Below are 25,428 nucleotides of genomic sequence, written 5' to 3'. Positions count from 1 at the left end.
ACACACCGTTCGACAAACACACATGCGCTCACAGGCGATGACTCAGATCGCCCGCCAGGAACGCAACGCCGAACTCGACGTCCTTCTGCAATCCCATCACCTGGAAGCGCTCGCCCATTTCGCTGGGCAAGGTGAGCTGCTTGACCTCGCTGAGCCGGCGCTGCTTTTCGCTTTCGTCCTTGATCGCCTCGATCCGCTGCAAAACACCGGCCAGGCCGTTGCCGAGCAGGAAGCTCGCCTGCGAGCAGTAGCCGGCCAGATCGAACCCGGCATGCACACCGGCCTCGACCAGCGCGGTGAAATCCACCGACGCGGTCAGATCCTGCAGGCCCGGCCACAGCAAGGGATCGCCGTGCATGCGATGACGGTAGAACGCGCGCAAGGTGCCGTCGCTGCGTTCGGGCGCGTAGAACTCGCCGCGCGGATAACCGTAATCGACGAACAGCATCGCGCCGCGGCGCAAACCACCCGACACGGCCTGAATCCAGTACGGCAGCTGCGGCAATAACTCGGAGCGATAGCCTTCGGCGAACGGATGCTCAAGCCGACGCTCGGCCTGACGCACCGCGTTGGCGAGAAAATCGTCGGCCGGACGCAGTTCGCGGGCGAAGCCCTCGCCTTCGATCACGATGTGTTCTTCGTGGATTTCCTCGTCGTGGATGGCGAAGCGCGGGGTCGGCAGCGCGTCGATCACTTCGTTGGCGAACAGCACGCCGTCCCACTCGTCGCCGAACGGGCCGTCCGGCCATTCGAGCAGTTCGAACAGCGGCGGCACCAGCCGTTCGCGCAGGCGCTCGCGCTGGCGGTGACGCAGCTGCGCGCTGGGTTCGAGGATGGCGTAGCGGTCCGGCAACGCATCGAGTTCCAGCAGCCGCTTGAGCGCGACTTCGGCGAACGCGCCGGTGCCGCCGCCGACTTCCAGAAACCGCGCCTGCGGTCCGATCTGCTGCATCACCGGCGCCACCGCTTCGGCCACGCACGCGGCGAAGATCGGCCCGAGCTCGGGCGCGGTGACGAAATCGCCGTCGCGGCCGAACTTGCTCGCGCCGGCGCTGTAGTAGCCCAGGCCGGGCGCGTACAAGGCCAGCTCCATGTAGCGCGAGAACGGGATCGCCCCGCCGTTCGCGGCGATCTGCTCGCGGATCAAGTGGGCCAAGCGCGCGCTGTGGGCGAGCGCGTCGGCGTCGGGTGGCGGCAGATCGAAGGTTTTCACGGGCAGGCGTACGGCGGGCAGCAGGAACAGGGCGTCAGGATACGGCCCGGCGATGGCGGCGGCGAGTCGCGGGCGTCGAACGGGCTGTTGCGGCATCTGCGCGCCGCGCCGCGCCGCCCGACGCCGAACGCTAGCGCTTTGGTACTAAACCCGCGGCTTTCGGCGCGGCGTGCGGTTTACTTTCAAACTATCCGTGCAGCATGGCGCGGTCATCCAAGGAGGCTCGCGCATGAGCACGGTCGATCCGGCCATCGTCCGGCGCCAGGAACTGATCGATCAATTCCAGCAGCCGCAGCGGCCCAACTGGCTGTTCTGGGTCTTCGTTTTCATCGTCGCGGCACTGTGGGGCCTGTTCGCCTATTCGGTCGCGCATATCGCTCAGTACCCCGTCGGCGACGGTTATGTGGTGCCCTTGGCGTATGCGGCCGACGCCACCCCGCCGATGTTCTGGGGCATCTTCGTCGGCGCCTTCGGCGCATTTATCCTCGGCTTCCTGTTGAGCTTCGTGCTGGCCGAGCTGTACGGGCTGGCCGCGACCACCTGGGGCAGTTTCGCGGTGACCCAAATCGGCTGGGCGCTCGGCCTGTGGCGCGGCGCCGCGGATTCGTGGCTGCCGCCGGTGCCCGTCGGCGCGTCGCTGGCCGCGCCCTCGCCGTCCAGCGCGCAATGGGACTGGCTGACCTGGCTGGGCTGGCATTCGCAGTATTGGCTGCCACTGCTGCTGGTCGCCACGGCGCTGGTCTGCGCGATGTTCGCGCTGCGCGCCTATCGCAAGCGCGTGCGCTACTTCCTGCGTCTGCGCCGGATCGTCAGCGAAGGCACACGTACCGCCGGCGTGGTCACTGAAACCCACGACACCGGCGTGGAGATCCTCAATCAGCCGCGCATTCGCTATGTGGTCAAGTTCAGCGATCACCAGGGCGTCGAGCGCTGGGTCACCAAGACCAGTCAGTTCGATGCGATGCAGTTGCCGCGCGTGGGCGATGCGGCAGTGGTGTGGTTCTATCCCGAGCATGCCGGCGATGAAAGCCGGATCGCGGTGGCGCTGGGGGCGGTCGACGATGAGTTGCTGGCGGCGGCGTTGGCGAAGACTTAGCGTTGGTGTGTGCGGCGCGGCGATTGCGTGGGTTTCGGCGTGGTCGTTGTGGCGCGGTCGCGACTCGTGACCGAAGGAAATCCAGTAGGACGGCGATCCTACAGTCGGATTGCGTGGCTTCGATGCGGGCGTGTCGCTGACCGCGATCTTGAGTCGCAAACGAATCGGGGCGCCGAAGCGCCCCGATCCTTACCGTCGCGAATGGCTTGCGTCAGCGCATCCACCTCAACGTGCCAGCGGGCTTTCCAGTTGCAGGCCTTCAAAGCCGCGCGGCACTTCGCCGTCCACGGCATACCGGTACAAAGCCGCCGAGTACACGCTGCCGAGCGCGCTCTGGTACACCGCCAGCGCCAGCAGCACCAGCACGGTGATCGCGCCGAGCAGCACCGCCAACGCCGAGGACAGCAGGCCCAGCACATACGCCAGGCCGAAGCCGAGCAGGCCGACCGCGACCATCGCCAGGCCCGTGGCCAGACCGATCCCGACCATGCCCGCCGCGCTCTCGCCCCAGGTGCGTTTGAACATCGCGACGCTGCGCTTGACCGCATCGATCGGGCCGACGTCCTCGGCGACCAGCACCGGCACCACCAGGAACGTCGCCATGGTCCAGGCCGCGCCCAGCGCGCCGCCGATCAGGCGCACGATGAAGTTATTGTCGCGGTCCTTGAGCGCCTTGAGGATCATGCCGACGGTCGCGGCGATCGCCGCGTACCCGGCGATCGCGCCCAAGCGCGAACGCGCGGCGTTGAAGCCGTCGGCCAGGGTCGGGTCGCCGCCTTCCAGCCGGATCATCGCCGCGCTGACCAGCGCGCAGTTGCAGAAGATGATCGCGAAGTACTGGCAGAAGTAGAACGCGAAGGCGAACAACAGCGAGCCCGGCCCGTAGCCATCGGCGAACACGTCCAGCACCAGCGCCGGAATCAGGAACGTCGCCAGCACGACCAGCACGCAGACCGCGGAAATGATCGGGAAGATCAACAGCTCCCGATCCGAATTGAGCACCGCCGCGCTGGCCTTGGCCAATTGCCAGCTGCGGGAAATTTTCTCGAACATCGCCTGCCCCCAGGTTTAGTGACCGGGGCATCGTCGAACCTGTGATGGGAATTCGCAAGTGGAATGTGGGCTGCGGGCGAGCTGAGACAAAAGCGTCGGGTCTGAAGCCCCTGCCACAAAAAGCGAAGCGTCATGCCTTCGGCCCATAGCGAAAACCACCTGCTGGCGTTGAGGCCGATAGGTTTTTTGTGGGAGAAGCTTCAGCCCCGATGCTTTCGGCTCAAATCGCCGATCACCCCAAGCAATCCGCTCAACCGCCGCGGCTGCGCTCGATCGACACGCCGACGCCGCGCGCATTGCGGATCGCACCGGGCTTGCTGAGCTTGAGCCGGACCCGGGCGACCTTGAACTCGTCGAGCACGATCGCGGCCACGCGCTCGGCCAGGGTCTCGACCAGACCGAACTGCGACTGCGCGACGAACTCGGTAATGCGCGCGCACACCGCCGCATAGTCGAGCGTGTCGCCGATCGCATCGCTGGCCGCGGGCACGCGGTTGTCGAACGCCATCTCCAGATCGAACACCAGCGGCTGGCGAATACCGCGCTCCCAGTCGTAGATGCCGATCACGGCTTCGATTTCCAGGCCTTCGATGAAAACGTGATCCATGAGCGATGGGATTCGTGATTAGAGATTAGGGATTCGCAACAACAAAGCGCGAAGCAGCGCATGCTACTCGCAGCCGGCGACAAGGTCATGCTCGGGTCGAATCCGCCGTTGCGAATCCCGAATCCCCAATCACCAATCCCCGCCCCTCACTTACACCGCCTGCAACAACGCCATATCCCAGCGCGGCGTCACCTTCACCGCGGCCTCCTCGTGCTGCCCGGCCTGCAATCGCAGCGCGCCGGCGTAGGCGATCATCGCGCCGTTGTCGGTGCAGAACATCGGTCGCGGGAACGCGACCCGGCCGCCGCGCTTTTCCGCCATCGCGGCGAGCTTGGCGCGCAGACGCGTGTTGGCGCCGACGCCGCCGGCGACCACCAGGGTCTTGCAGCCGGCCGCATCGAGCGCGCGTTCGCACTTGATCGCCAGGGTGTCGACCACCGCGTCCTCGAACGCGCGGGCGATGTCGGCGCGGGTCCGCTCGGTCTTGTCGCTGTTCTGCCAGGCCAGCAGCACCTGGGTCTTCAAGCCGCTGAAACTGAAATCCAGGCCGGGCCGGTCGGTCATCGGACGGGCGAACTTGAACTTGCCCGGGGTGCCGAGTTCGGCCTGCGCCGCCAGCTGCGGGCCGCCCGGGTACGGCAGGCCCATCAGCTTGGCGGTCTTGTCGAAGGCTTCGCCGGCGGCGTCGTCGAGGGTCTCGCCGAGCAGGCGGTACTGGCCGATCCGATCGACCGCGACCAACTGGGTATGCCCGCCGGACACCAGCAAGGCCACGAACGGCGGCTCGGGCCGGCCGAGCGGGTCGTCCTCCATCAGCGGCGCGAGCAGGTGGCCTTCCATATGGTGGACACCGATCACCGGCACCTCCAGCGCCCAGGCCAACGCGCGCGCCACTCCGGCGCCGACCAGCAGCGCGCCGACCAGGCCCGGCCCGGCGGTGTAGGCCACCCCGTCGAGTTCGTCCACGCGCAGCCCGGCCTCGGCCAGGGTCTGGCGAACCAGCGGCAGCAGTTTGCGCACGTGGTCGCGGCTGGCCAGCTCGGGCACCACCCCGCCGTACTGCGCGTGCAGGGCGATCTGGCTGTACAAGGCGTGCGCGCGCAGGCCGGTGTCGGTGTCGTAGACGGCCACGCCGGTCTCGTCGCAACTGGTCTCGATGCCCAGCACTTTCATCGGGACGGGCCCTGGGACGAGGCGGGGACAGCCGTTTTCTGGGAGAATGTCGCGTTCATGGGGTGTATGTTGCACCTTCGGCGGGAGCATCGCTATAATGCGCGGCTCTCCCGGTCCTCCGGGCCGGTCCCAGATAACGAGATTACGTATGCCCAGCGTCAAAGTCCGCGAAAACGAGCCTTTCGAGTTTGCCCTGCGTCGCTTCAAGCGCACCTGCGAAAAGGCCGGCGTCCTCGCCGAAACCCGCAAGCGCGAGTTCTATGAGAAGCCGACCCAAGAGCGCAAGCGCAAGGCCGCCGCAGCGGTGAAGCGTCAGGCGCGCCGCGCCTCGCGCGACGTCACCAAGCGCCAGCGCTTGTACTGATCGCGCATTCCGCGCATGGCCAGCTTCGCGGCTGGCCCTGCATGGGATGACCATCAAGCCGGCCGCGCCTTGTGCGCTGCCGGCTTTTTGCGTTCAAGCCGGGATTCGAGATTGGGGATTCGGGATTCGCAAAAGCGGATGCCGGTCACCCTTCCCTCGCTTCCCTATCCCGAATCACCAATCTCGAATCCCAGCACTTATGAGCCTCAAGCAACGCCTCACCGAAGACATGAAGGCCGCCATGAAGAGCGGCGACAAGCACTCCCTGGGCGTGATCCGCCTGATGAATGCCGCGCTCAAGCAGAAGGAAGTCGACGAACGCATCGAGCTCGACGACGTGGCGGTGATTGCGATCCTCGACAAGATGGTCAAGCAGCGCCGCGACTCGGTCAGCCAGTACGAAGCCGCCGCGCGCGAAGACCTGGCCCAGGTCGAGCGCGAGGAGATCGTGGTGATCGAACGCTACCTGCCGGCCAAGATGGGCGAGGCCGAGGTGCTGGCGGTGATCGAAGCGACCATCGCCGAAGTCGGTGCGACCGGTCCGGCCGACCTGGGCAAGCTGATGGGCCCGCTCAAGGCCAAGCTGGCCGGCAAGGCCGACATGGGCCAGGCCTCGGCGCTGGCGAAGAAGCGTCTGGCCGGCTGAGCCGCGCAGCAACCCGCCGCCCTCCGGACGAGGGCGGCCTGGAACCCCGCAGGCGCCGCGACCGTGGCGCCTGCGATCCCACGCCCGCAAGGGCCGCACACCCGGAGGTGCAGCATGAAACGCAAGCCCATCCACCGCGACTGCTTTCGAGCCGCTGAAACGCGAGACCACGCCGGCGTTTGACGCCGCGACCTGCTTTCGAGACCGATTTCGAGGCAGCGCTCCATGATGATGACTGCGGCATCGTCGACATCGCGCTTGACGTGGCGCCCACGCGTGAAATCACCCGCAAGCGGCGCAAAGGCTATCCATCCGAATCCCGGGTCAAACGCGGCCGGCGCCTGGTCCATGGCGACAAGGAACTGGTCGAGAAGCTGGGCCGCAACGATCCCTGCCCCTGCGGCTCCGCGCGGAGGTTTAAGGAATTGTTGCCTCGGCGCCGGGCGGTATGAAGGGGTCGAGCGCGACGATTACTTCCGTGATTGATCGCTTTGGCGGCTGAGAACGGCCGTCCAGGCTTGCTGTCGCGTCGCCTGTCTGCAGGCGGCGCGGCGGTTTTGTTGGCGCGGTCGCGGCTCGCGCCGCTCCTACAGGGGATGCGGGGCATTCGACCGCAGCTCGTGGCGGTGAATCGCTGACCCGCTCCGCCTGAACACCACCCGCGCGATCTGCACACCACGCCGACGCGCCGCTAACCCGATTGGCGGATACTGAATGCGACGCCGCACGCGCCGCTATCTGTTCCGCATGCCCGTAAATTCCGACCAGCCGACCTCGCCCGCGAACGACCGAGCGCCCACGCGCGATGTCGCATCGCGCGCCTCCAACCCGGACCTGCGCTCCGGCGCCGGCGAGTTCGCGCACGAGACCATGGAGCGCATCCACGCCCTGCAGGCCCGCCTGGAGCAGAGTTGGCCGGGCAAGTTCGTACAGCGCTTCGTCGACTACGACATCCTAGCCCTGGCCGCGGCGCTGTCGTTCTACACCTTGCTCTCGCTGGCGCCGCTAATCCTGATGGTGCTGTGGCTGACCACCGCGCTGTATCCGTCGGCGCAGGAGGAATTCTTCCGCCAGATCGGCCTGCTCGCCGGCAGCCAGGTCGAAAGCACGGCGCGGCTGATCGTGGAAAACGCTGAAAACCGCCCGGGCACGGGGTCGTTCGCGGCGCTGCTGGGCACGGTCGCGCTGTTGGTCGGCGCCTCGGCGGTGTTCGGCCAATTGCAGGCCGCGCTCAACCGGGTGTTCCGCAGCGACGCCAAGCGCCTGGGCGGGCTGGCCGCGTGGCTGCGCAAGCGCCTGCTCTCGTTCGGCATGGTCATCAGCGTCGGCTTCCTGCTGGTGGTGTCGATGGCGGTGCAGGCCGCGCTGCAACTGTTGATCGCCTACGTGCCCGACCTGCTGCCGGTGTTCGCCGCGATCGCCTCGTTCGTGCTGTACGCGCTGGTGTTCGCGGCGATGTACCGCTGGCTGCCCGACCGCCCGGTCAGCAAGGGCCGCTCGCTGGTCGGCGGCGCGCTGACCGCGGGCTTGTTCATGCTCGGCCGCAGCGCGATCGGCCTGTACCTGGGCCAGGCCAGCCTCGGCACCGCCTACGGGCCGGCCGGCGGCCTGGTGATCATGCTGGTGTGGATGTACTACTGCGCGGTGGTGTTCCTGCTCGGCGCGCTGATCACCGCGATGCTCGACGAGCACGCGCGGGTGCGCCGGCGCTTGGCCGAGGAGCGCAAGGCGGCGGGATTGGCGGCGCACGACGCCGCAACCTCAGCCGAACCATAGGCGGCCCCGACTGCCGCGCGGCGAGCGCGGCGCCTGTCGATTCCGTGCGCGCCCGTTCGTCGCCTGAGTATCCGCAGCGCAACGAGGTCACCGATGGAGATCCACTGGATTCAAGCCCAGGCCCCGCGCCGGGTGCTGGCCCTGGTCAAGCACCTGGGCATCGAGGCCGAGCTGATCGAGCACGACCTCATAGCCGGCACGATGAAACACCCCGACTACGCCGCGCTCAATCCCAACATGAAAGCGCCGACCTTGGTCGACGGCGACGTGGCGCTGTGGGAAGCCTCGGCGATCATGGCCTACCTGTGCATCCGCGCCGGTTCGGACATGTGGCCGGCGCACAATCCGGCCGAACAGGTGCAGGTGCTGCGCTGGCTGTCGTGGAACGACTGCCACTGGGCGACGACGATCGATGCGCACTACTTCGAATACATCGTCAAAGGCCACTTCGGTTTCGGCGAGCCGGACCTGGAGCTGCTGCAATCGCGCCAGCGCGATATCGCCAAGTACGCCGGCGTGCTCGACGGCCACCTGCAAGGCCGCGATTTCGTCGCCTGCGACCGGCTGACCATCGCCGACTTCCAGCTGGCCTCGATGGCGACCTACTGGCGCCAGTGCCATCTGCCGCTGGGCGACTACCCGAACATCGTGCGCTGGCTGGACGGGCTGATGCGGATTCCGGCCTGGGCCGAGCCGTGGCCGGGGCGGCCGGGGCTGTAGGCGCGGCGGCAGAAAGCCATCGAGCGCCCGCGCGTCGGATTGAAGCCCGACCCGCGCAAACGAAGCCCGATCCGCCGTGGCGGCGCACGCCCATCGGAAGCCCGCCCGATCCCGTCGCGGCCTGAGCGCGCCGCTCATGGCATCCTAGTCGCCGATCCGCAACGAGTTCCGCCGCCCTTCGCGGGCGCCCCCGGCATGGCCCGCATCCCCGACGGCTTCATCGACGACCTCCTCGCCCGCACCGACATCGTCGAGGTGGTCGGCGCGCGCGTGCCGCTGAAGCGTCAGGGCAAGGAATACTCGGCGCGCTGCCCGTTCCACGACGAGCGCTCGCCGTCGTTCTGGGTCTCGCCGACCAAGCAGTTCTATCACTGCTTCGGTTGCGGCGCGCACGGCACCGCGATCAGCTTCCTGATGAATTACGACCGGCTCGAGTTCCTCGATGCGGTCGAGGAACTGGCCAAGCGGGTCGGCGTGGAAGTCCCGCGCGACACCCGCTCGCGCAACGAGGACTCCGACACCCAGGAGTTGTTCAACGCGCTGGAAGCCGCGCAGCGTTTCTTCCTCAAGCAATACGCGAGCAGCGGCAAGGCCCAGGGCTATCTCGACAGCCGCGGGGTCAGCATCGACATCCGCGACCGCTTCGGTATCGGCTACGCACCCGACGGCTTCAACGCGCTGCGCGACGCGCTGGGCACCGACGAGCGCCGGATGAAACTGCTCGAACGCGGCGGCATGCTGTCGAAGAACGACACCGGCCGGGTGTACGACAAATTCCGCGACCGGGTGATGTTCCCGATCCACGACCGACGCGGGCGGGTAATCGCGTTCGGCGGCCGCGTGCTCGACAAGGAAGACGGGCCGAAGTACCTCAACTCGCCGGAAACCCCGCTGTTCCACAAGGGCCGCGAGTTGTACGGCCTGTGGCAGGTGCGCCAGACCCACAACAAGATCCCGCGCCTGATCGTGGTCGAGGGCTACATGGACGTGATCGCGCTGTTCCAGCACGGCGTCGACACCGCGGTGGCCACGCTCGGCACCGCGACCACGCCCGACCACGCCGAACTGCTGTTCCGCAACGCCGCCGACGTGTACTTCTGTTTCGACGGCGACCGCGCCGGGCGCGGCGCGGCGTGGAAGGCGGTGGAATCGGTGCTGCCGCGGATGAAGGACGGGCGCCAGGCGTTCTTCCTGTTCCTGCCCGATGGCGAAGACCCCGATTCGCTGGTGCGCACCGAAGGCGCTGAAGGTTTCGACCGGCGCTTGCGCGATGCGACGCCGCTGTCGCAGTTCCTGTTCGACTCGATCGCCACCGACGTCAACCTCAACACGCTTGAAGGCAAGGGGCGTCTGGCCGAACGCGCCAAGCCGCTGCTCGCGCAGATTCCCGACGGCGCGTTCGCCGATCTGATGAAGCAGCGACTGACCGAGTTGACCGGCGTCGGCGGACGTCAGGCGAGCCCGGACACGCATGTGCCGACCCAGCGCGCGCATTCCGGCGGCGGCCGCCACGCGCCGACGCCGAGGCGCTCGCTGGTGCGCAGCGCGATCGGCGTGCTGCTGCAAAAACCCTCGCTGGCCGCTGGATTGACTCCGCCGTATCGCTTTTCCGCCTTGCGCCAGCCGGGCATCGACCTGCTGACCGAGATCGTCGAGGTGGTGCAGCAGCGCCCGGAAATCAGCACCGGCGCCTTGCTCGAACATTTCGCCGAACACCCGCAGTCCGGCGCCTTGCAGAAGCTCGCCAGCCAGAGCCTGCCGGGCAACGACGACACCTTGCAGCGCGAGTTCTTCGATGCGGTGGGGCAGTTGGAAAAGCAGATGGTCGAGCAGCGGCTGGCCGAGTTGCAGATGCAGCAGGGCGAGACGGGGCTGGGGGATGAGGAGAAGCGGGAGTTGTTGGCGTTGTTGCAGGCGCGGTTGAGTAGGCCGCGTGCGCCGAATTGATTCGGGATTCGGGATTCGGGATTTGGGATTTGGGAGTCGGGGTTCGGGGTTCGGGGTTCGGGGTTCGGGGTTCGGGGTTCGGTATCTGGATTGTTGGTCGTAAGTTTCGGTTGCGGTCAACATCACACGCATTTGCAAGCAGCGCGTTTGCCGGAGCCCATCTGCTCACAGAGTTCTGCGTCCTCTCCTAACGTCATTCCCGCGAAGGCGGGGTCTGCTTTACTTCGGCGGAGCCGAACATCCAGTGCCTTTCGTGCGAGAACGCTTGAAGTCACTGGATTCCCGCTTTCGCGGGAATGACGTTCTGGAAGAATGGCGCTGAAGTCTCTGGATTCCCGCCTTCGCGGGAATGACGATCTGGTGGGATGGCGCTGAAGCCTCTGATACCCGCCTTCGCGGGAATGACGATCTGGTGGGATGGCGCTGAAGCCTCCGATACCCGCCTTCGCGGGACTGACATCATGAGAAGCCCCGCGACTATAAGTTTCAAACGACTCGCGTTTCCGGAGTCCGTCTACTCACAGTGCTTTACGTGCTTTCCTACCGTCATTCCCGCGAAGGCGGGAATCCAGTGCCTTTCGTGCGAGAACGCTTGAAGCCGCTGGATGTTCGGCTCCGCCGAAGTAAAACGGAGCCCGCCTCCGCGGGAATGACGGCTTGGCGCGACGCGGTTTACGACGGGACATCTAGCGCTAGCATTTATCACACGCGCAAGCATCGTATCCCTCGCGCAACCCTCACCCCCAAACCTGCCCCATCACCCGCGCAAAATTCCCGCCAAGAATCTTGCCGATCACCGAATCCGAATGCCCGCGCGCCGACAACATCCCGGCCAGGGTTTCGAAACGACGCGGCGTATTGAGGTCGGGGATATACAGATACACCGTCTCGCTCTCGCCCGGCGCGGAAATCCCAAGGCGGCGACGATCGCGGATGTCTTCGCGATGACGCGCCTTGTACTTCTCGCTCAGGTCCACCGGCGACAGCATGTTGTCGGTGCCGATGCCGACGTGGTCTTCGCCGCAGATCTTCACTGCGTGTTCGATATGCCGGATCAGATCGGCGGCCATCGGCTGGCCGCTTTCGCGCAGGAACGGCATCAGGTAGATGCCGACCACGCCGCCGCCGTCGGCGACCGCGCGCAGTTCGGCGTCGGTCTTGTTGCGCGGACGCTCGACCAAAGCCGCGCAACCGGTATGGCTGATCAATACCGGCGCCTTCGATGCGGCGATCGCTTCGGTCGCGGTGCGGCGACCGCTGTGGGCCAGGTCGATCAGGATGCGGCGCTCGTTGAGGCGTTCGATCAGGCTGTGGCCGAAACGGCTGATGCCGGCGTTGCCGGCTTCCATGCAACCGTCGCCGACCAGATTGCGGACGTTGTAGGTCAGCTGCACCGTGCGCAGGCCGATACGATGGAAATCGTCGACGCGTTCGAGCTTCTCGCCGATCGGCGCGCTGTCCTGGAACTGATAGACCACGCCGAGTTTCTTCTCGCGCCGCGCGCGCTCCAGATCGGCGCCGGTGCGCACCCGCGCGAACACGTTCGGATGCCGGTCGATTTCGTTTTCCCACAGGCCGATGCTGCGCACCGCTTCTTCGTACGCGCCTTCGTACTGCGCGACCGGGCCGACCGTGGTCTGCAGCACGCGCAGGCCGCTGCCGCGCGCTTCGTCGATCAGCTGCTTCGACAAGGCCTCGCCGGGCCCGGAATCGGCATCGCCGATGAAGCCGCAACCGTCGATCACCATCGCTTCGTCGTACGGCGCCCAGCGTGGGGGCGACATCGCCGCGCGCAACGGACCGGCGGCGCCGGCGGCGAACGCGGCCGCGCCAGCCAGCGCGCCGCGAATCAAAAACGACCTTCGATCGAGCATCGATCTTCTCCCTGGACGCGGCACCCGGCGTGACGCCGGTCCCGCACTCTAAGCCAAACGTAGGGCGCTTCCGTCCGTGACTTTCGGGATGGATCACAGCGGCGGCGCGGCGCGCTAAGCTCGGGGTCCGTGCGTCAGCGCCGCGGGCCTGACGCCCCATCGACACACCGGGGAGAACGACGATGCCGCTGCGCCATGCCTTATCCGTCAGCGCGTTGGCGCTGGCATTCGCTCAACTCCTCTACGCCCCCGCCCACGCGCAGGATGTTGCACGCCAGGAACAAGGCAACCGGGTCAGCGAGAACGTACCGGCGATCAGCCCCGAACTGCTGGAGCGGCTCAACCGCTACCAGAACACCCGCGGCGCCGGTTTCGCCGGCTGGACCCACGACGGCTGCGTGCTGATCGGCACCCGCTTCGCCGAAACCACCCAGGCCCATCGCGTCTGCCAGCCGCTGGGCATGCGCGAGCAGCTGACCTTCTACCCCGAGCCGGTCAATCGCCTGACCGCGGCGCCTGGCGGCTCGAACGGTTTCGTGTTCGGCAAGGACATCGGCGGCAACGAGTTCTGGCAACTGCACTGGTTCGATCTGGCATCGCGCCAGGTGAGTTTGTTGACCGACGGCAAGTCGCGCAACGACTCGCCGCTGTTCTCGCACGACGGCAAGCAACTCGCCTACAGCAGCACCGTGCGCAACGGCAAGGACACCGACGTGTGGGTGATGGACTTCGCCACGCGCAAGCCGCGCGCGGTGGTGACCGAGGGCGGCAGCTGGGACGCGGCGGATTTCTCGCCCGACGGCAAGCAGTTGCTGGTGAGCAAGTTCGTGTCGGCCAGCGAAACCTATCCGGGCCTGGTCGACCTGCAGACCGGCAAGCTGGAAATGTTCCCGGTCGACGGCGGCAAGGCGGCGATCAGCGATTTCCGCTTCGCCAAGGACGGCCGCGCGGTCTATTTCGTCTCCGACGAACCGATCGACGGCAAGGCGCAGGAGTTCACCAGCCTGCGCCGCCACGATCTTTCCAATCACAAGCTGCAGGTGCTCAGCGCCGATATTCCGTGGGACGTGGGCGGGGTGTCGCTGTCGCAAGACGGCAAGCATCTGTTGTTCGTCAGCAACGAAGACGGGATCAGCAAACTGCACGTGCTGTCGCTGCCCGATCACAAGCCGGTGAAACTCCCCGACCTGCCGATCGGCGTGATCGGCGGCGTCGACTTCTCGCCGGACGGCAAGCGCATCGCGGTGTCGATCAACACCGCGACCTCGCCCAGCGACGTGTACGTGATCGATCTGGCCAACCGCCAGCTCGCGCGCTGGACCCGCAGCGAAGTCGGCGGCCTGGATTCGAGCCAATTCGTCACCCCGACCCTGGTGCGTTACCCGACCTTCGACCAACTCGACGGCAAGCCACGCACGATTCCGGCGTTCTACTACAAGCCGGCGAACGCACCGGCCGGCAAGAAACTGCCGGTGGTGATCCAGATCCACGGCGGCCCGGAAGGCCAGGCGCAGCCGACTTTCAACGCGACCGCGCAGTTCCTCGCCAACGAACTCGGCGTGGCGGTGCTGGTGCCCAACGTGCGCGGCTCATCGGGTTACGGCCGCACGTATCTGGGGCTGGACAACGCCGAAAAGCGCGAGGATTCGGTCAAGGACATCGGCAGCCTGCTCGACTGGATCGCCAAGCAGCCCGAACTCGATGCGACGCGCGTGGGCGTGCATGGCGGCAGCTACGGCGGGTACATGGTGCTGGCCTCGCTGATGCATTACAGCGACCGCATCCGCGCCGGCGTCGACATCGTCGGCATTTCGGACTTCACCACCTTCCTCAACAACACCGAAGCCTACCGCCGCGATTTGCGCCGCGCCGAGTACGGCGACGAGCGCGTGCCGGAGATGAAGGCGGTGTTCGATCGGATATCGCCGTTGAAGAACGCCGGCAAGATCCGTTCGCCGTTGTTCGTCGCGCAAGGCAAGAACGATCCGCGGGTGCCGTACACCGAGGCCGAGCAGATCGTCAAAGCGGTGCGCGGTAACGGGCAGCCGGTGTGGTTCTTGATGTTCAACGATGAGGGGCATGGGTTTCAGAAGAAGGCCAATGCCGATTATTTCAGTGCGGCTACCATGGAGTTTTGGCAGCAGCATTTGATTGGGAAGTGAGGTTGCCGGGTTAGAAGCTAAAAGCGAATCCTCCCTGCCCCCCCTTTTGCAAAGGGGGGAAAAGCGGGTTGTGCTTCGTCGGGGAGATACGTCGCCATGCGACTTCCGACTTCCGACTTCCGACTTCCGAATCCCGAATCCCGAATCCCGAATCCCGAATCCCGAATAAAACCATCGCCCCCTTTGACAAAGGGGGCGAGCGCCCCACGCGGCACGAAGTCGCGACGCCTCATCAGCGCGGGGGATTTTCGCGACACCCCGCCTACGACGCGACCCGGATCGCAACACCCAAGCCGTTCAATCGCGCCCCATCAATCGCACGCGTCACATCACGAGCCGTCCGACACCCAACGACGCATCGCCCATCGACGCGTCGTCCCAATGACGCACGGCCGACTGACGCACCGCCTCAATCGATCTCGCTGATATCGTCCGACAACCCATTCGCATCGCGGCGAATCTCGGCGCGGTCGCGTTCGTCGGCGATGCCGCCCAGGCCGCTTTCGCGGAACGCGTCGGCCACGGTCTGGCGTTCGACCAGCGCGGCCAGTTCCGGATTCGACTCCAGGTTGCCGTACAACTGCTGCTTGGCCGCGTCGGTCAACTGTCCGGTGGCGGTGTCGATGACCTCGCCGGTCAAACCGGTGAGCGCCTCCTGCACCAGCGGGTTGTTGGCGAACAAGGTCTCCAGCTTGCCGGTCGCGCGCGCTTCCAGGCGCGCGGGCAACGGCACCGCGACCAGCGCCATATCGACCACGAACGCGATCGCCTCCTGCTTGGCCTCGATGTCGGACTGCAGCTTCTCGAAGCCGCGATCGACCGCGACATCGCTCGCCGCCGAGATCACCACCAACCGGCCCGACGCCTCTTCATAACCGGGCGAATTGGTCTGCCCCAGCGAATCGTTGACGATCTTCGCCTGCTCGCCGAAGTACTCCAGCACGCCCTGACGCGCGGTCTCGCGGTGGCTGCTGGCGATCTCCGGATTGAACGTGGTCAGCTCCAGCACCGCCGCCAGATCGCGGCCGTTGACCTCGTACTGCTTGCGATCGGTGTCGTCACCCAGGCCGCGCGCGCCGCTGTCGTCGTATTCGCTGAGTTCGTCGAGCACCTTGTCCGAATGCGCGCCGAGCATGTCGGCCAACGCTTCGTTGCGCGCGACCTGGCCCTGTTCGAACCAGTCACTGTGCTCACCCGGCAAACGCGCGAGCTGCGCGGCCAGATCGCCGGCCTGGGCGCGATCGTCGCGCGCGACCGCCGAGAAGATCGTCGCCATCATGTCCGGCTCGGCCTGCGGCAGCTGCGAACCGATCGCGATCACCTTGTCGAGCTGATCGGCCGGCAGGCCGCGCAGGAAATCGGTCAACACTTCGGGATGCTGCGCGTCGCCGCCGGCGACGTTGATCGCCAGTTCCAGTTGCCGGTAGTTGTAGCTGTGAAAGCCCAGGTCGGTCGGGTACGGCGATTCCGACCAGGTCTTGAAGATGCGATCGGCCAGGGCGCCGCGCAGCTCCAGCGTTTCCGGACCGCTCGATCCGCCCAGGAAATCGGTGATTTCCTTGTACTCGCGCACCTGATCGGGGCCGTAGTCGATATCGGCCAGGCCGTCGAAGGAATCGGCGTCGATCTTGCCGTCGTTGTAGGCCTGCGCGATCTGCTCGGTGATGTCGGCGCGGGTCGACGCATCGATCTTGCCGTCGTTAGCCAGGCCGAGCACGCCGCTCGGCGTCAGCCAGGATTTGACCGCGCCGGCGTCGCGCTCGAGCACGGCCGCGGTGAGGTATTCGCGATAGGCTTCGGGCTCGCCGCGCACGGCATCGGCGAAGGCATCGCGGCGCGCGCCGTAGTCGTCCTCGCCGTCGCGCTTGCCGACATCTAGGATGCCTTGCGCGTCGTTCTGCGCATCCTGCTTCACGGTCGGAATGCGCGCTTCGCCGAGCAGGTCGGCGGTGCGGCCCGGCAGCGCTTCGGCGGTGATGCCGGCATCGCCGATGCCGCCGACCGCGTCGACGTACTGCTGGATCTGGTCGTAGGCCTGCATGGTCTGTTCGGTGTTGGCCTGCGGCGAGATTTCGCGATCGACCGCCTCGAGCACCTCGGGCCGGTATTTGCTCGGCACGTTTTCGTTGCGCATCGTGTACAAGGCGATCGACTTCATCGAGGTGTCGTCGATCTGCACGAAATCGCCGCCCGAAGCGCAGCGTTCGACGTAAGCCTGGGTTTCGCGATAGGCGGTATTGCGCTGATCGACCGTGGCGTCGGGGCTGATGGTGGCGTCGACCGCGGCCTGGACGTCTTCGTGCTGAGTGCCGGTCGGCGGCACCACACCCTCGGCCTGCTGCTGCGGCTTGACCGGCTCGACCGGCGGCGCCGGCCGCGCCGGCGGTTCGCGCTGCAGGAACAGGGCCGGATTCTGGAAATAGCCGTTGTTGAAGATTCCGCTCATGGCCGTCGCGCCGCGCTGGGGGAGAGGGCTTTCACGCTAGTCCTCGCCCCGGGCCGGGGCCAGATGGGGGCGACCCTAGTAAAAACCGTGGAAGTCATTGAATTGACACACTTCACCAGGGTTTTCCCCACTGGGATCGCGGCGCATTAATGGCTAACTTCCTGTGTAACCAATGCACAGTCAGGCCCCGTCGATGACCGACCCGATCAGCTCGCGCCCCGCCTTCGAGCGCCTGCCGCCGTTGGACCGGTCGACGGATTCATCGGCTGCGGCGGTCACGCCGCAGGCCTTGCGCGACGCCGATCCGGCGCAGGCGCGCGCCGCGACCGACGCGCTGACGCCGCCGCAACTCGACCGCTTGCGCGATCAGGTCGATGCCTTGCCGCTGGCCGATCGCGACACCCTGGCGCAGGACCTCGCCGGCAAACTCGACGCGCCGCAATTGCAAAAGCTCGAAGCCGCGTTCGGACACGACACCATCGCCAGCGCGGTAGAACGCAGCAGCGGGCCGCAGGTGCGCGATGCCTATGCGGCGCTGCCGCAGGGCGACGGCGACGGCCTGGTCGACAAGCTCAAGCAATGGCTGGGGTTGTCGCCGTCGTCGCAGGACGACACCCGGGAAATCTCCGCCAGCGTCGTCAATCCCGACAGCGGCGAGGTCAACGATGCGGTCTGGACGGTCGACTCGGAAGGCCGTCCGATCCATGCCGAGGGCACCTTGCGCACCGTGTTCAGCAAGCTCGAACGCAGCGACGCGGAGACCGACGCGCAAGGCGCCGCCGCCGACCGCGGCATCGAAGGCGATCAGGGCGGCCACGTGTTCGGCCATCGCTTCGTCACCGATCAGGGCCTGAAGAACCTGTTCCCGCAGAACGGCAACTTCAACATGGGCGCCTACAAAACCCTCGAAAACGAGTGGGCGGCCTGGGTCGACAAGGGCATGGACGTGCAGATCAGCGTCGACCTGGCCCCGCGCAACGTCGATCGACCGGACCGGGTTCGCATTTCCTATGAGGTCATCGACCCGAGCGACGGCAGCAGGGTTTACGATCAACGCGTCAGCTTCGACAACCGCGCCGGTCAGCACTACGACCGGGTCGACGGCAGTCAGATGGACGACATGATCGCCGCCGGTTGATCGCCGGCGCGCCCTTACCGATACGCAAGGCAGGACATGAACAGAGACGAATTGCTTGGCGAGATCGCGCGCCTGATCGTGGTCGACCCCAAGGCCGGCGAACGGCCGTGGGACGGTTACGCGCTGATCGCGTGGTACGGCGACGGCATCAGCCGCCTCAACGGCTTCCGCTACGACAAGGACCAGCCGGGCGAACCGCTGACGCCATCGGGCGTGGAGATCGAGAACCGCCTGGAAGAACTGCGCCGGGTCACCCAGGTCAAGGACAAGGCGCCGTGGCGGGTGTGCATCATCCGCATCAACCGCGAAGCAGCCGAAGTCGCGATCGACTTCGAATACGAAGACCCGGGCAAGTGGTACGTGACGCCGGACAGCGCGGCGGAGATCGCGGACAAGGTCAAGCCTTGGTGAGGTGACGGGTGCGTTCGCCGATGGCGGAGCTCCCGGTCGCAACGCAGGCTTCGTCCGCCCCCTGTAGGAGCGGCGCGAGCCGCGACAGCGCCAATGAAACCTCGCCGCAACGGCGAGGTCGAGCGTCAACCCATCACCGCGCCCAGGCCGGAAGCGTCGCATGTGAAGTGGCGCTGTCGCGGCTCGCGCCGCTCCTACAGTGCGAAACCCGCATTCGCGGCGATGGCACTGGCGCTAATCTCGAATCCCCAATCCCCAATCCCGAATCCCCGCCCTCCATGCATTGGCTAAAACGTCTGCGCGTCGACGGCTTCACCCTGGCCCTGCTCGGCGCGGTCGCGCTGGCCTGGTGGTTCCCGGTCCGCGGCGTGTCAGCAGGCGCCCTGGACGACTTCACCAATATCGCGATCGCCGCGCTGTTCTTCCTGCACGGCGCGCGCCTGTCGCGCGAAGCGATCCTCGCCGGCGCCTTGCATTGGCGATTGCACCTGGTGATCTTCGCCAGCACCTTCGTGCTGTTTCCGCTGCTCGGCCTGATGCTGCGGCCACTGTCGGGCCACTGGCTGACGCCGGAGTTGTACCTGGGCCTGTTGTTCCTGTGCACCCTGCCCTCGACCGTGCAGTCCTCGATCGCGTTCACCTCGATGGCCGGCGGCAACGTGCCGGCGGCGGTATGCAGCGCATCGGCGTCGAGCCTGCTCGGCGTGTTCCTGACCCCGCTGCTGATGAGCGCGCTGGCCGGCGCGCACGGCGCGATGGCGAACCCGGGCGAAGCGATCGGCAAGATCATGCTGCAGTTGCTAGTGCCGTTCGTGGCCGGGCATCTGCTGCGGCGCTGGATCGGCGCCTGGGTCGAACGCCAGCGCGCGGTGTTGCGCTATACCGACCAGGGCACGGTGCTGCTGGTGGTCTACACCGCGTTCGCCGCCTCGGTCAGCAGCGGCCTGTGGCAGAACACGCCGCTGGGCGCGTTGTACGTGGTGATCGGCGTATGCGCGTTGCTGCTCGCGGTGGTGATGCTGACCACCACCTTCGCCGCGCGCCGGATGGGGTTTTCGCGCGAGGACGAAATCGCGATCGTGTTCTGCGGCTCGAAGAAGAGCCTGGCCACTGGCGTGCCGATGGCGAAGATCCTGTTCGCGAGCAGCGCGCTCGGCGCGATCGTGCTGCCGGTGATGATCTTCCATCAGTTGCAGTTGATCGTGTGCGCGCATATCGCGCGTCGTTATGCGCGCAAGCGGCCTGCAATCCCGGCGGCGGCCGAAGACATCGCCGACTGACCCGCGCGGCAGGCCGGTCGGCATAACCGTCCGGCACTGACATTCCTCAGTGCCGCCGATGGATGCGGCGCGGCGAGGATGGGGCCGGCGCCGCTCCACCCGGGGCGGCACGATCGCCACAGGAGGTGGCGCATGAATACGCTCGGTCTGGTGCATACCGCGGTCGGCGTGCTGGCGGTGTCGCTCGGCGCCGCGGTCCTGTTGCGCCGCAAGGGCACGCGCCTGCATCGCTGGCTCGGTTACGGCTATGTCGCCGCGATGCTGACGCTCAATCTCACCGCGTTGATGATCTATCGGGTGTTCGGCGGGTTCGGGCCGTTCCATGTGCTTGCGCTGATCAGCCTGGGCACGCTGGCCGCCGGCTTCTATCCTGCCTATCGCAAGCGGCCGGCCGAGCGTTGGCTGCAACGCCATTACGAGCTGATCGGCTGGTCCTATATCGGTTTGCTCGCGGCGACCGCGGCGGAAATCGCCGTGCGCGTGCCGGCGCTGCGCGGCCTGGGTCTGAGCTTCGGCCTCGCCACCGCGCTGGCGTCGTTCGGCGTGGTCGGCATCGGCGCCTGGCTGCTGTACCGCAATCGCGATCGCAGCCTGACGCGCCTGCGCGAGGACGGTTGGAAATAAGGACGCGCGCCGCTCAGCGCGCGTCCTTCACCACTTCGCCACCCTTGATCACCACCGGCACCGAAGCCAGCAAGGTCACGTCCTGAGTCGGATCGCCGGCAACCGCGATCAAATCGCCCCAGCGGCCTTTCTCGACGATGCCGACGTCCTTGCGTCCCAATGCCTCGGCCGCGTTCGCGGTCGCCGCCTGGATCGCCTGCGCCGCGCTCATGCCGTAGCGGGTCATGACCGCGAACTGGCGGCCGTTTTGACCGTGCGGGTACACGCCCGCGTCGGTGCCGTAGACCATCTTCACCCCGGCCGCATGCGCGCGGCGGAAATTCTCGCGCTGGATGTCGGCGACTTCGCGATCCTTGCGCAGGTTGTCCTCGAGCACGCCGTTCTTCTTGCCCTCGGCCTGGGTGTAATCGGTGTTGTAGATGTCCATCGACAACCACGCGCCGTGTTGCTTGGCGAGGCGAATGCCTTCGTCGTCGATCAGGCTGGCGTGCTCGATGGTGTCGACCCCGGCGCGTATCGCATCGCGGATGCCGCTGGCGCCGTGCGCGTGCGCGGCGACGCGCAGGCCCCACTGGTGCGCTTCATCGGCGACGGCCTTCATGTCCTCATAGCTCATCTGCTGCTGACCCGGCTCGGTATTGCGCGAGAACACGCCGCCGGTGGCGCAGATCTTGATCACCTGCGCGCCGTACTTGCGCAGCTCGCGCACGCGCTGGCGCGCCTGTTCGGGCGAGTCGGCGTTGTACGGGCTCTTCTGGTTCATCGACGGCGGGAAAAAGGTCGAATCGCAATGCCCGCCGGTGGCGCCGAAGGAATACGCCGCGGTGACGATGCGCGGACCGCGCAGCTGGCCTTCGTCGATGGCCTGGCGCAGGCCGACATCGTTCCAGGCATCGGCGCCGACGTTGCGCACGGTGGTGAAACCGGCATCGAGGGTCTGCTGCGCGTGCTTGACCGCGAGCACCGACCAGAACCGATCGTTGAACTGCAGACCAGTGTAGCCGCCGTAGGACGGATCGGAATCCAGATGGGTGTGCATGTCGATCAGGCCCGGCAGCAAGGTCATGCCGGCCAGGTCCAGGCGCTTGATCCCATCGGGTACGGCGTCGCCGATGCGGCCGACCTCAATAATGCGGCCGTCGCGGATCAGCACCTGCGGCCGGTCGATCAGCTTGCCGCTACGCGCGTCGAACAGCTTGGCCGCGGTCACCACCAGATCGTCGGCCACCGACGCATCGGCCGGCGATGCGGTCTGCGCCGAGGCCGCGAAGGCGATGGCCAGCGGCAGGAGCGCCGTGATGGAACGAAGGATCGGATTCCTCATCGACAGCATCTCCCCTGACTTCAATGGTGGTCGCGCGTTCGGCGGCGCGACCGATCAACCCACTTGGCGCAGCTCGAAGGCCGCGGCCGGCTGCAACGCCGGCAGCATCCAGTGGTCGATCATCAAGAACGCGAACAACGCCATCAAGTAGACGATCGAGTAGTTGAAAACCCGCATCGCGTACAACTCGTCGGGCGGGTCCATCAGTTTCCAGGCGTAGTACAGGAACATCGCGCCGAGCACGAGGGCGCCGCCCAGGTAGAACACGCCGCTCATGCCCACCGCCCACGGCAGCACGGTCACGGCCACCAGCAGCACGGTGTAGAACAGGATCTGCCAGCGCGTGTACTGCACGCCGTGGGTGACCGGCAGCATCGGCACCATCGCGCGCGCGTAGTCGGCGCGGCGGAAGATCGCCAGCGCCCAGAAATGCGGCGGCGTCCACACGAAAATGATCAATACCAGCAGCAGCGCGTGCGCCCAGTCCCACGGCCCCTGCATGCCGGTGACCGCGGCCCAGCCCAGCAGCGGCGGCGCGGCGCCGGCGACGCCGCCGATCACAATGTTCTGCGGCGTGGCGCGCTTGAGGAACACGGTGTAGATCACCGCGTAGCCGATCAGCGAGGCGAAGGTCAGCACCGCGGTGATCACGTTGACCCACAGCACCAGGATCAGCATCGAGGCGGCGGCGAGAATCAGCGCGAACACCAGCGCCTGGGTCGGCGACACCTGGCCTGCGACGATCGGCCGCCACGAGGTGCGCGCCATCTTCGCGTCGATGCGCGAATCCAGCAGTTGGTTGATCGCCGCGGCCGAGGACGCGGCCAGCCAGATGCCGAGAAAACCCAGCACCGACTCGCGCAGCGGCGGCCAGCCCGGCACCGCCAGGAACATGCCGACGATCGCGGTGAACACGATCAACGCGACCACGCGCGGCTTGGTCAGCGCCCAGTATTGCCTCGCGGTGGGACGGCTGGTGGCGTTCATCAGGTCTCCGGCGTGCGCAGGCGCGCGAGCAGCGATACCAGCACGAACAGCAGCAGCACCGCGCCAGCGTTGTGCGCGACCGCGACCGCGAGCGGCAGGCTGAGTTTGACGTTGGCGATGCCCAGGCCGACCTGCAACAAGGTCAGCGCGCCCAGCAGACTCGCCCAACCGCGCATGCCCGGGGTGCGCAGCAGTTTCACCATCAGGCCCAGCAGATAGACGAACACGACCATCGCCATCGCCCGGTGCGCGAGCTGGATCGCGATGCGCGCCTCGCCGTCGAGAATGCCGCCTTCGTAGTCCACGCCGATCCCGCGCCACAGCACGAACGCTTCGCGGAAATCGTGGCGCGGCATCCATTGGCCGACGCAGGTCGGGAAATCGTTGCCGCAGGCGAGCGCGGCGTAATTGGCGCTGGTCCAGCCGCCGAGCGCGATCTGCACGCCGAGCACGGCGATGCCGAGCATGATCAAGCGGCGCACGCTGACCGCATCGGCCAGCCGGATCGGCTGGTTGGTGGCGCGCCACGCGATCCACACCAGCAGCGAGAACGTCAGTAATCCACCCAGCAGATGGCCCATCACCACGATCGGCTTGAGCAGCCAGGTCACCGTCCACATGCCCAGCAGGGCCTGGAAGATGATCACCGCCAGGGTCAGCGCCGAGGCGCGCGACAGGTCGGTGTTGCTCCAGCGCAAGGCCGCGCCGAGCAGGATCGCTTCGCCGAGGATCGCCAATCCCGACGCGGCGACGTGTTCGCTTTTCATGTACAGCGGAATCGCGATCGCGACCACTGCGGCGGCCAGCGCGATCTGCAGCATGCCCTTGCTGCGCCGACGCGCCGACACCAGCGCCAGGGTCAGCACCAGCACGCCGAGCAGGCCGGCGATCATGCGATGGAATTGTTCGCGCCAGGCCTTGTGCACTTCGACCGGGCGGATCGCGGTCGCGGCGTGGTCGGTGATCTCGTGCGCGGTGGTCGGCCACGCGGCGCGGCCGTAGCAGGTCGGCCAGTCCGGGCAGCTCAGGCCGGCGTTGGACAGGCGCACGAAGGCGCCGAACACGATCACGCACAAAGCCAGCGCGACGGCCAGCCAGGCGATGCGGTGGAAATTCTTGTACAGGCCCGAAGCGCTCAGGCCGGTCATGCTCGCTACGCTCATTCGAAAACTCTTTCCTGCTCGATGCTTGCGATACCGGGGCCAGCGCGCCGCGCCGGCCCACCGATCACATCAGTTTCAGCAGCTTGACGAGGTCCGCGCGCAGACCGCCGGGTTCGAAGCCGGGAGCGTAGCGCAGAATCACGAAGCCGTTCGGGTCGATCACATACACCGGCGTGCCGGCCGGATCGTTCAGGCGTGGCAGCTGGGCCCGCAGCGACGGCGAATCGGTCAGCACCCGCAGCGACACCGGCCGCGCGGCCCCGTCCGGCGGCGCGCCGAGCCACAGGATGTCGACCTGGTCGGCGTCCTTGCCGAACAACTGCCAGACCGTGTCCAGCTCGCGCGACAGCTTGACGCAGGCTTCGCGGCAATCGGCCTTCGGCGCGACCAGGATGCGCCACACCCGCGCCTGCGGCTGCCACGGATAGGGCTTGCCGTCGGCCAGACGCGGCTCGTGCGTGCGCAGATCGGGCTTGGGTTCGAGCAATTCGCCGTGCTGGCGGGTCACCGCCGGATGGTGATCGGTGAAGCGCAGGATCCCGGCCACCAGCATCGGCACGAAGAAGAACGCGGCGATCAGCACCAAGGTCAGGCGATTGCGGTTGCGCTGCTTGTTGGCGGCGGCGGTCGAAGCGGAGTCGGTCATGGGTTCGCGGCGTCGGGGCGGGTCCGCTTGCGGCGGAAGGTGAGGATCAGCGCGGTGGCCAGCACCGCAAGGGCCAGCGCGTACCACTGCAGCGCATAGCCGCGATGCTGCTGCGGCGGCAGGGTGTTGGCGAGCAGTTCCAGATCGCGCTCGAAGCCGAGCTTGATCGCCGGATCCAGGCGCAGCACCCGAGGCGCCAGCGGCACCGACAGGCCGGTCGCGGCGGCGATCGCGGCCGGATCGACCCGGGTCAGCAACCAGCCCTCGCCTTCGCGGCCGATGCCGGCGCCCAGGGCGATGCCGCTGGACGGCGGCGCGGTCAGCAGGCCGCCGAGCGCGAATTCGCCCTCGGGCTTGGCGATGACCGGCAGCTTGCGGTCGCCGGCCAGCGGCAGCCAGCCCAGGTCGACCAGCAGCGGGCCGCTCTGGCGCGGCAGGAAGATGCGGTACACGCGCACGCCGGCGCGGCCGTTGCGCTGTTGGTTGTCGAGCAGCAGCGGGCCGCGCGCGTCGAACGAGCCGAGGCCCGAGGCCCAGTCGTAATCGCGCAGCCGCGCCGGATCGTCGGCGAGCGACAGCGGCTTGGGACGGCGATCGTGCAGCACCGCGGCGGCGGCATCGAGCATCGCCTGCTTCTCGACCGCGCGATGCGATTGCCAGCGGCCCAGGCTGGCGAACACCGCGATCGTCGCCAGCGCCAGGATCCAGCCGAACAGCAGGCTGCCGCGGCGGCTCATCGTGCGCGGTCCGTATGGGTGAGAAGCGCGTGGGTGGCGTG

At 67.0% G+C, this 25,428-nt stretch carries 23 protein-coding genes; 12 read left to right on the top strand and 11 right to left on the bottom strand.

What is annotated here, in order from left to right:
* Nucleotides 1–28 precede the first annotated feature (28 nt).
* A complete protein-coding gene (locus ASD86_RS20975; RefSeq protein ID WP_056116460.1) occupies nt 29–1,219 on the bottom strand; it encodes an SAM-dependent methyltransferase in 1,191 nt (396 codons plus the stop codon).
* A 223-nt stretch (nt 1,220–1,442) separates the two neighbouring features.
* On the opposite strand from ASD86_RS20975, the gene ASD86_RS20970 reads away from it, so the two are divergent.
* Nucleotides 1,443–2,309 (top strand): hypothetical protein, encoded by an 867-nt coding sequence (locus tag ASD86_RS20970; RefSeq protein WP_056115362.1) that lies wholly within the window; start codon nt 1,443–1,445, stop codon nt 2,307–2,309.
* A 225-nt stretch (nt 2,310–2,534) separates the two neighbouring features.
* Here the strand turns inward: ASD86_RS20970 and ASD86_RS20965 are convergent, their stop codons facing one another.
* The 3 genes from ASD86_RS20965 to tsaD form a co-directional block, all read right to left on the bottom strand.
* Nucleotides 2,535–3,362, bottom strand: coding sequence for a DUF6159 family protein (locus ASD86_RS20965; protein ID WP_056115360.1), 828 nt, complete (start codon nt 3,360–3,362; stop codon nt 2,535–2,537).
* A gap of 250 nt (nt 3,363–3,612) precedes the next feature.
* Nucleotides 3,613–3,969 carry a dihydroneopterin aldolase gene (gene folB / locus ASD86_RS20960; protein WP_056115356.1) on the bottom strand — a complete coding sequence of 119 codons (357 nt, stop codon included), beginning with the start codon at nt 3,967–3,969 and terminating at the stop codon, nt 3,613–3,615.
* 150 nt (nt 3,970–4,119) lie between these two features.
* Complete coding sequence (gene tsaD, locus ASD86_RS20955; RefSeq protein ID WP_056115352.1) at nt 4,120–5,142, bottom strand: tRNA (adenosine(37)-N6)-threonylcarbamoyltransferase complex transferase subunit TsaD; 1,023 nt, start codon at nt 5,140–5,142, stop codon at nt 4,120–4,122.
* 148 nt (nt 5,143–5,290) lie between these two features.
* Here tsaD and rpsU point away from each other — a divergent pair, with 148 nt between their 5' ends.
* From rpsU to dnaG, 6 genes are all read left to right on the top strand, one after another.
* Nucleotides 5,291–5,506, top strand: a complete 216-nt coding sequence (gene rpsU, locus ASD86_RS20950) for a 30S ribosomal protein S21 (protein ID WP_031371286.1) — start codon at nt 5,291–5,293, stop codon at nt 5,504–5,506.
* 199 nt (nt 5,507–5,705) lie between these two features.
* A complete protein-coding gene (locus tag ASD86_RS20945) occupies nt 5,706–6,152 on the top strand; it encodes a GatB/YqeY domain-containing protein (protein ID WP_056115350.1) in 447 nt (148 codons plus the stop codon).
* 179 nt (nt 6,153–6,331) lie between these two features.
* Nucleotides 6,332–6,604 (top strand): SEC-C metal-binding domain-containing protein, encoded by a 273-nt coding sequence (locus ASD86_RS20940; protein WP_200957285.1) that lies wholly within the window; start codon nt 6,332–6,334, stop codon nt 6,602–6,604.
* Nucleotides 6,605–6,866: 262 nt separating this feature from the next.
* Nucleotides 6,867–7,928: a YihY/virulence factor BrkB family protein gene (locus ASD86_RS20935; RefSeq protein WP_235567851.1), complete on the top strand. Its 1,062-nt coding sequence runs from the start codon at nt 6,867–6,869 to the stop codon at nt 7,926–7,928.
* 93 nt (nt 7,929–8,021) lie between these two features.
* Nucleotides 8,022–8,648, top strand: a complete 627-nt coding sequence (locus ASD86_RS20930) for a glutathione S-transferase family protein (protein WP_056115348.1) — start codon at nt 8,022–8,024, stop codon at nt 8,646–8,648.
* Between the two features lie 195 nt (nt 8,649–8,843).
* On the top strand, nt 8,844–10,595 hold the full coding sequence (gene dnaG, locus ASD86_RS20925; protein ID WP_056115344.1) for a DNA primase: 1,752 nt from the start codon (nt 8,844–8,846) through the stop codon (nt 10,593–10,595).
* 737 nt (nt 10,596–11,332) lie between these two features.
* Here the strand turns inward: dnaG and ASD86_RS20915 are convergent.
* Complete coding sequence (locus ASD86_RS20915; protein WP_082578582.1) at nt 11,333–12,469, bottom strand: membrane dipeptidase; 1,137 nt, start codon at nt 12,467–12,469, stop codon at nt 11,333–11,335.
* A 182-nt stretch (nt 12,470–12,651) separates the two neighbouring features.
* Between ASD86_RS20915 and ASD86_RS20910 the strand changes: the two genes are divergently transcribed.
* Nucleotides 12,652–14,631 carry a S9 family peptidase gene (locus ASD86_RS20910; protein ID WP_056115335.1) on the top strand — a complete coding sequence of 660 codons (1,980 nt, stop codon included), beginning with the start codon at nt 12,652–12,654 and terminating at the stop codon, nt 14,629–14,631.
* A 409-nt stretch (nt 14,632–15,040) separates the two neighbouring features.
* Here the strand turns inward: ASD86_RS20910 and ASD86_RS20905 are convergent, their stop codons facing one another.
* Nucleotides 15,041–17,077, bottom strand: coding sequence for a hypothetical protein (locus tag ASD86_RS20905; protein WP_056115333.1), 2,037 nt, complete (start codon nt 17,075–17,077; stop codon nt 15,041–15,043).
* A 193-nt stretch (nt 17,078–17,270) separates the two neighbouring features.
* On the opposite strand from ASD86_RS20905, the gene ASD86_RS20900 reads away from it, so the two are divergent.
* From ASD86_RS20900 to ASD86_RS20885, 4 genes are all read left to right on the top strand, one after another.
* Nucleotides 17,271–18,215 (top strand): DNA/RNA non-specific endonuclease, encoded by a 945-nt coding sequence (locus ASD86_RS20900; RefSeq protein ID WP_162253719.1) that lies wholly within the window; start codon nt 17,271–17,273, stop codon nt 18,213–18,215.
* A gap of 36 nt (nt 18,216–18,251) precedes the next feature.
* Nucleotides 18,252–18,626, top strand: coding sequence for a hypothetical protein (locus tag ASD86_RS20895; RefSeq protein ID WP_056115327.1), 375 nt, complete (start codon nt 18,252–18,254; stop codon nt 18,624–18,626).
* A gap of 278 nt (nt 18,627–18,904) precedes the next feature.
* Nucleotides 18,905–19,906 (top strand): bile acid:sodium symporter family protein, encoded by a 1,002-nt coding sequence (locus tag ASD86_RS20890; protein WP_056115324.1) that lies wholly within the window; start codon nt 18,905–18,907, stop codon nt 19,904–19,906.
* A 132-nt stretch (nt 19,907–20,038) separates the two neighbouring features.
* Nucleotides 20,039–20,530, top strand: coding sequence for a DUF2306 domain-containing protein (locus ASD86_RS20885; protein ID WP_056115322.1), 492 nt, complete (start codon nt 20,039–20,041; stop codon nt 20,528–20,530).
* A 13-nt stretch (nt 20,531–20,543) separates the two neighbouring features.
* Here the strand turns inward: ASD86_RS20885 and ASD86_RS20880 are convergent, their stop codons facing one another.
* From ASD86_RS20880 to ASD86_RS20860, 5 genes are all read right to left on the bottom strand, one after another.
* The gene (locus ASD86_RS20880; RefSeq protein WP_056116454.1) at nt 20,544–21,854 is read right to left on the bottom strand and encodes an amidohydrolase family protein; all 1,311 of its coding nucleotides are present in this window, start codon (nt 21,852–21,854) and stop codon (nt 20,544–20,546) included.
* Nucleotides 21,855–21,908: 54 nt separating this feature from the next.
* Entirely contained in the window at nt 21,909–22,841 is a 933-nt protein-coding gene (locus ASD86_RS20875; RefSeq protein WP_036112490.1) for a heme o synthase, read from the bottom strand.
* Nucleotides 22,841–23,989, bottom strand: coding sequence for a COX15/CtaA family protein (locus tag ASD86_RS20870; protein ID WP_056115320.1), 1,149 nt, complete (start codon nt 23,987–23,989; stop codon nt 22,841–22,843). Before ASD86_RS20870 ends, ASD86_RS20875 begins: the two co-directional genes overlap by 1 nt.
* Nucleotides 23,990–24,068: 79 nt before the next feature.
* Entirely contained in the window at nt 24,069–24,650 is a 582-nt protein-coding gene (locus ASD86_RS20865; RefSeq protein ID WP_056115314.1) for a hypothetical protein, read from the bottom strand.
* Nucleotides 24,647–25,387 carry an SURF1 family protein gene (locus ASD86_RS20860; RefSeq protein ID WP_056115312.1) on the bottom strand — a complete coding sequence of 247 codons (741 nt, stop codon included), beginning with the start codon at nt 25,385–25,387 and terminating at the stop codon, nt 24,647–24,649. Before ASD86_RS20860 ends, ASD86_RS20865 begins: the two co-directional genes overlap by 4 nt.
* Nucleotides 25,388–25,428: the final 41 nt, after the last annotated feature.

This window comes from Lysobacter sp. Root690 (genome assembly GCF_001427785.1).
In the GTDB taxonomy this organism is placed as follows: domain Bacteria; phylum Pseudomonadota; class Gammaproteobacteria; order Xanthomonadales; family Xanthomonadaceae; genus Lysobacter.
Note: the sequence above shows the minus strand (reverse complement) of the source record. Positions and strands in the feature narration are given on the sequence as shown.

Coding starts and splice junctions, on each gene's coding strand:
- ASD86_RS20970 (WP_056115362.1), top strand. CDS start 1,443: ATGAGCACGGTCGATCCGGCCATCGTCCGGCGCCAGGAACTGATCGAT.
- ASD86_RS20965 (WP_056115360.1), bottom strand. CDS start 3,362: ATGTTCGAGAAAATTTCCCGCAGCTGGCAATTGGCCAAGGCCAGCGCG.
- folB (WP_056115356.1), bottom strand. CDS start 3,969: ATGGATCACGTTTTCATCGAAGGCCTGGAAATCGAAGCCGTGATCGGC.
- tsaD (WP_056115352.1), bottom strand. CDS start 5,142: ATGAAAGTGCTGGGCATCGAGACCAGTTGCGACGAGACCGGCGTGGCC.
- rpsU (WP_031371286.1), top strand. CDS start 5,291: ATGCCCAGCGTCAAAGTCCGCGAAAACGAGCCTTTCGAGTTTGCCCTG.
- ASD86_RS20945 (WP_056115350.1), top strand. CDS start 5,706: ATGAGCCTCAAGCAACGCCTCACCGAAGACATGAAGGCCGCCATGAAG.
- ASD86_RS20935 (WP_235567851.1), top strand. CDS start 6,867: ATGCGACGCCGCACGCGCCGCTATCTGTTCCGCATGCCCGTAAATTCC.
- ASD86_RS20930 (WP_056115348.1), top strand. CDS start 8,022: ATGGAGATCCACTGGATTCAAGCCCAGGCCCCGCGCCGGGTGCTGGCC.
- dnaG (WP_056115344.1), top strand. CDS start 8,844: ATGGCCCGCATCCCCGACGGCTTCATCGACGACCTCCTCGCCCGCACC.
- ASD86_RS20915 (WP_082578582.1), bottom strand. CDS start 12,469: ATGCTCGATCGAAGGTCGTTTTTGATTCGCGGCGCGCTGGCTGGCGCG.
- ASD86_RS20910 (WP_056115335.1), top strand. CDS start 12,652: ATGCCGCTGCGCCATGCCTTATCCGTCAGCGCGTTGGCGCTGGCATTC.
- ASD86_RS20905 (WP_056115333.1), bottom strand. CDS start 17,077: ATGAGCGGAATCTTCAACAACGGCTATTTCCAGAATCCGGCCCTGTTC.
- ASD86_RS20900 (WP_162253719.1), top strand. CDS start 17,271: ATGACCGACCCGATCAGCTCGCGCCCCGCCTTCGAGCGCCTGCCGCCG.
- ASD86_RS20895 (WP_056115327.1), top strand. CDS start 18,252: ATGAACAGAGACGAATTGCTTGGCGAGATCGCGCGCCTGATCGTGGTC.
- ASD86_RS20890 (WP_056115324.1), top strand. CDS start 18,905: ATGCATTGGCTAAAACGTCTGCGCGTCGACGGCTTCACCCTGGCCCTG.
- ASD86_RS20885 (WP_056115322.1), top strand. CDS start 20,039: ATGAATACGCTCGGTCTGGTGCATACCGCGGTCGGCGTGCTGGCGGTG.
- ASD86_RS20880 (WP_056116454.1), bottom strand. CDS start 21,854: ATGAGGAATCCGATCCTTCGTTCCATCACGGCGCTCCTGCCGCTGGCC.
- ASD86_RS20875 (WP_036112490.1), bottom strand. CDS start 22,841: ATGAACGCCACCAGCCGTCCCACCGCGAGGCAATACTGGGCGCTGACC.
- ASD86_RS20870 (WP_056115320.1), bottom strand. CDS start 23,989: ATGACCGGCCTGAGCGCTTCGGGCCTGTACAAGAATTTCCACCGCATC.
- ASD86_RS20865 (WP_056115314.1), bottom strand. CDS start 24,650: ATGACCGACTCCGCTTCGACCGCCGCCGCCAACAAGCAGCGCAACCGC.
- ASD86_RS20860 (WP_056115312.1), bottom strand. CDS start 25,387: ATGAGCCGCCGCGGCAGCCTGCTGTTCGGCTGGATCCTGGCGCTGGCG.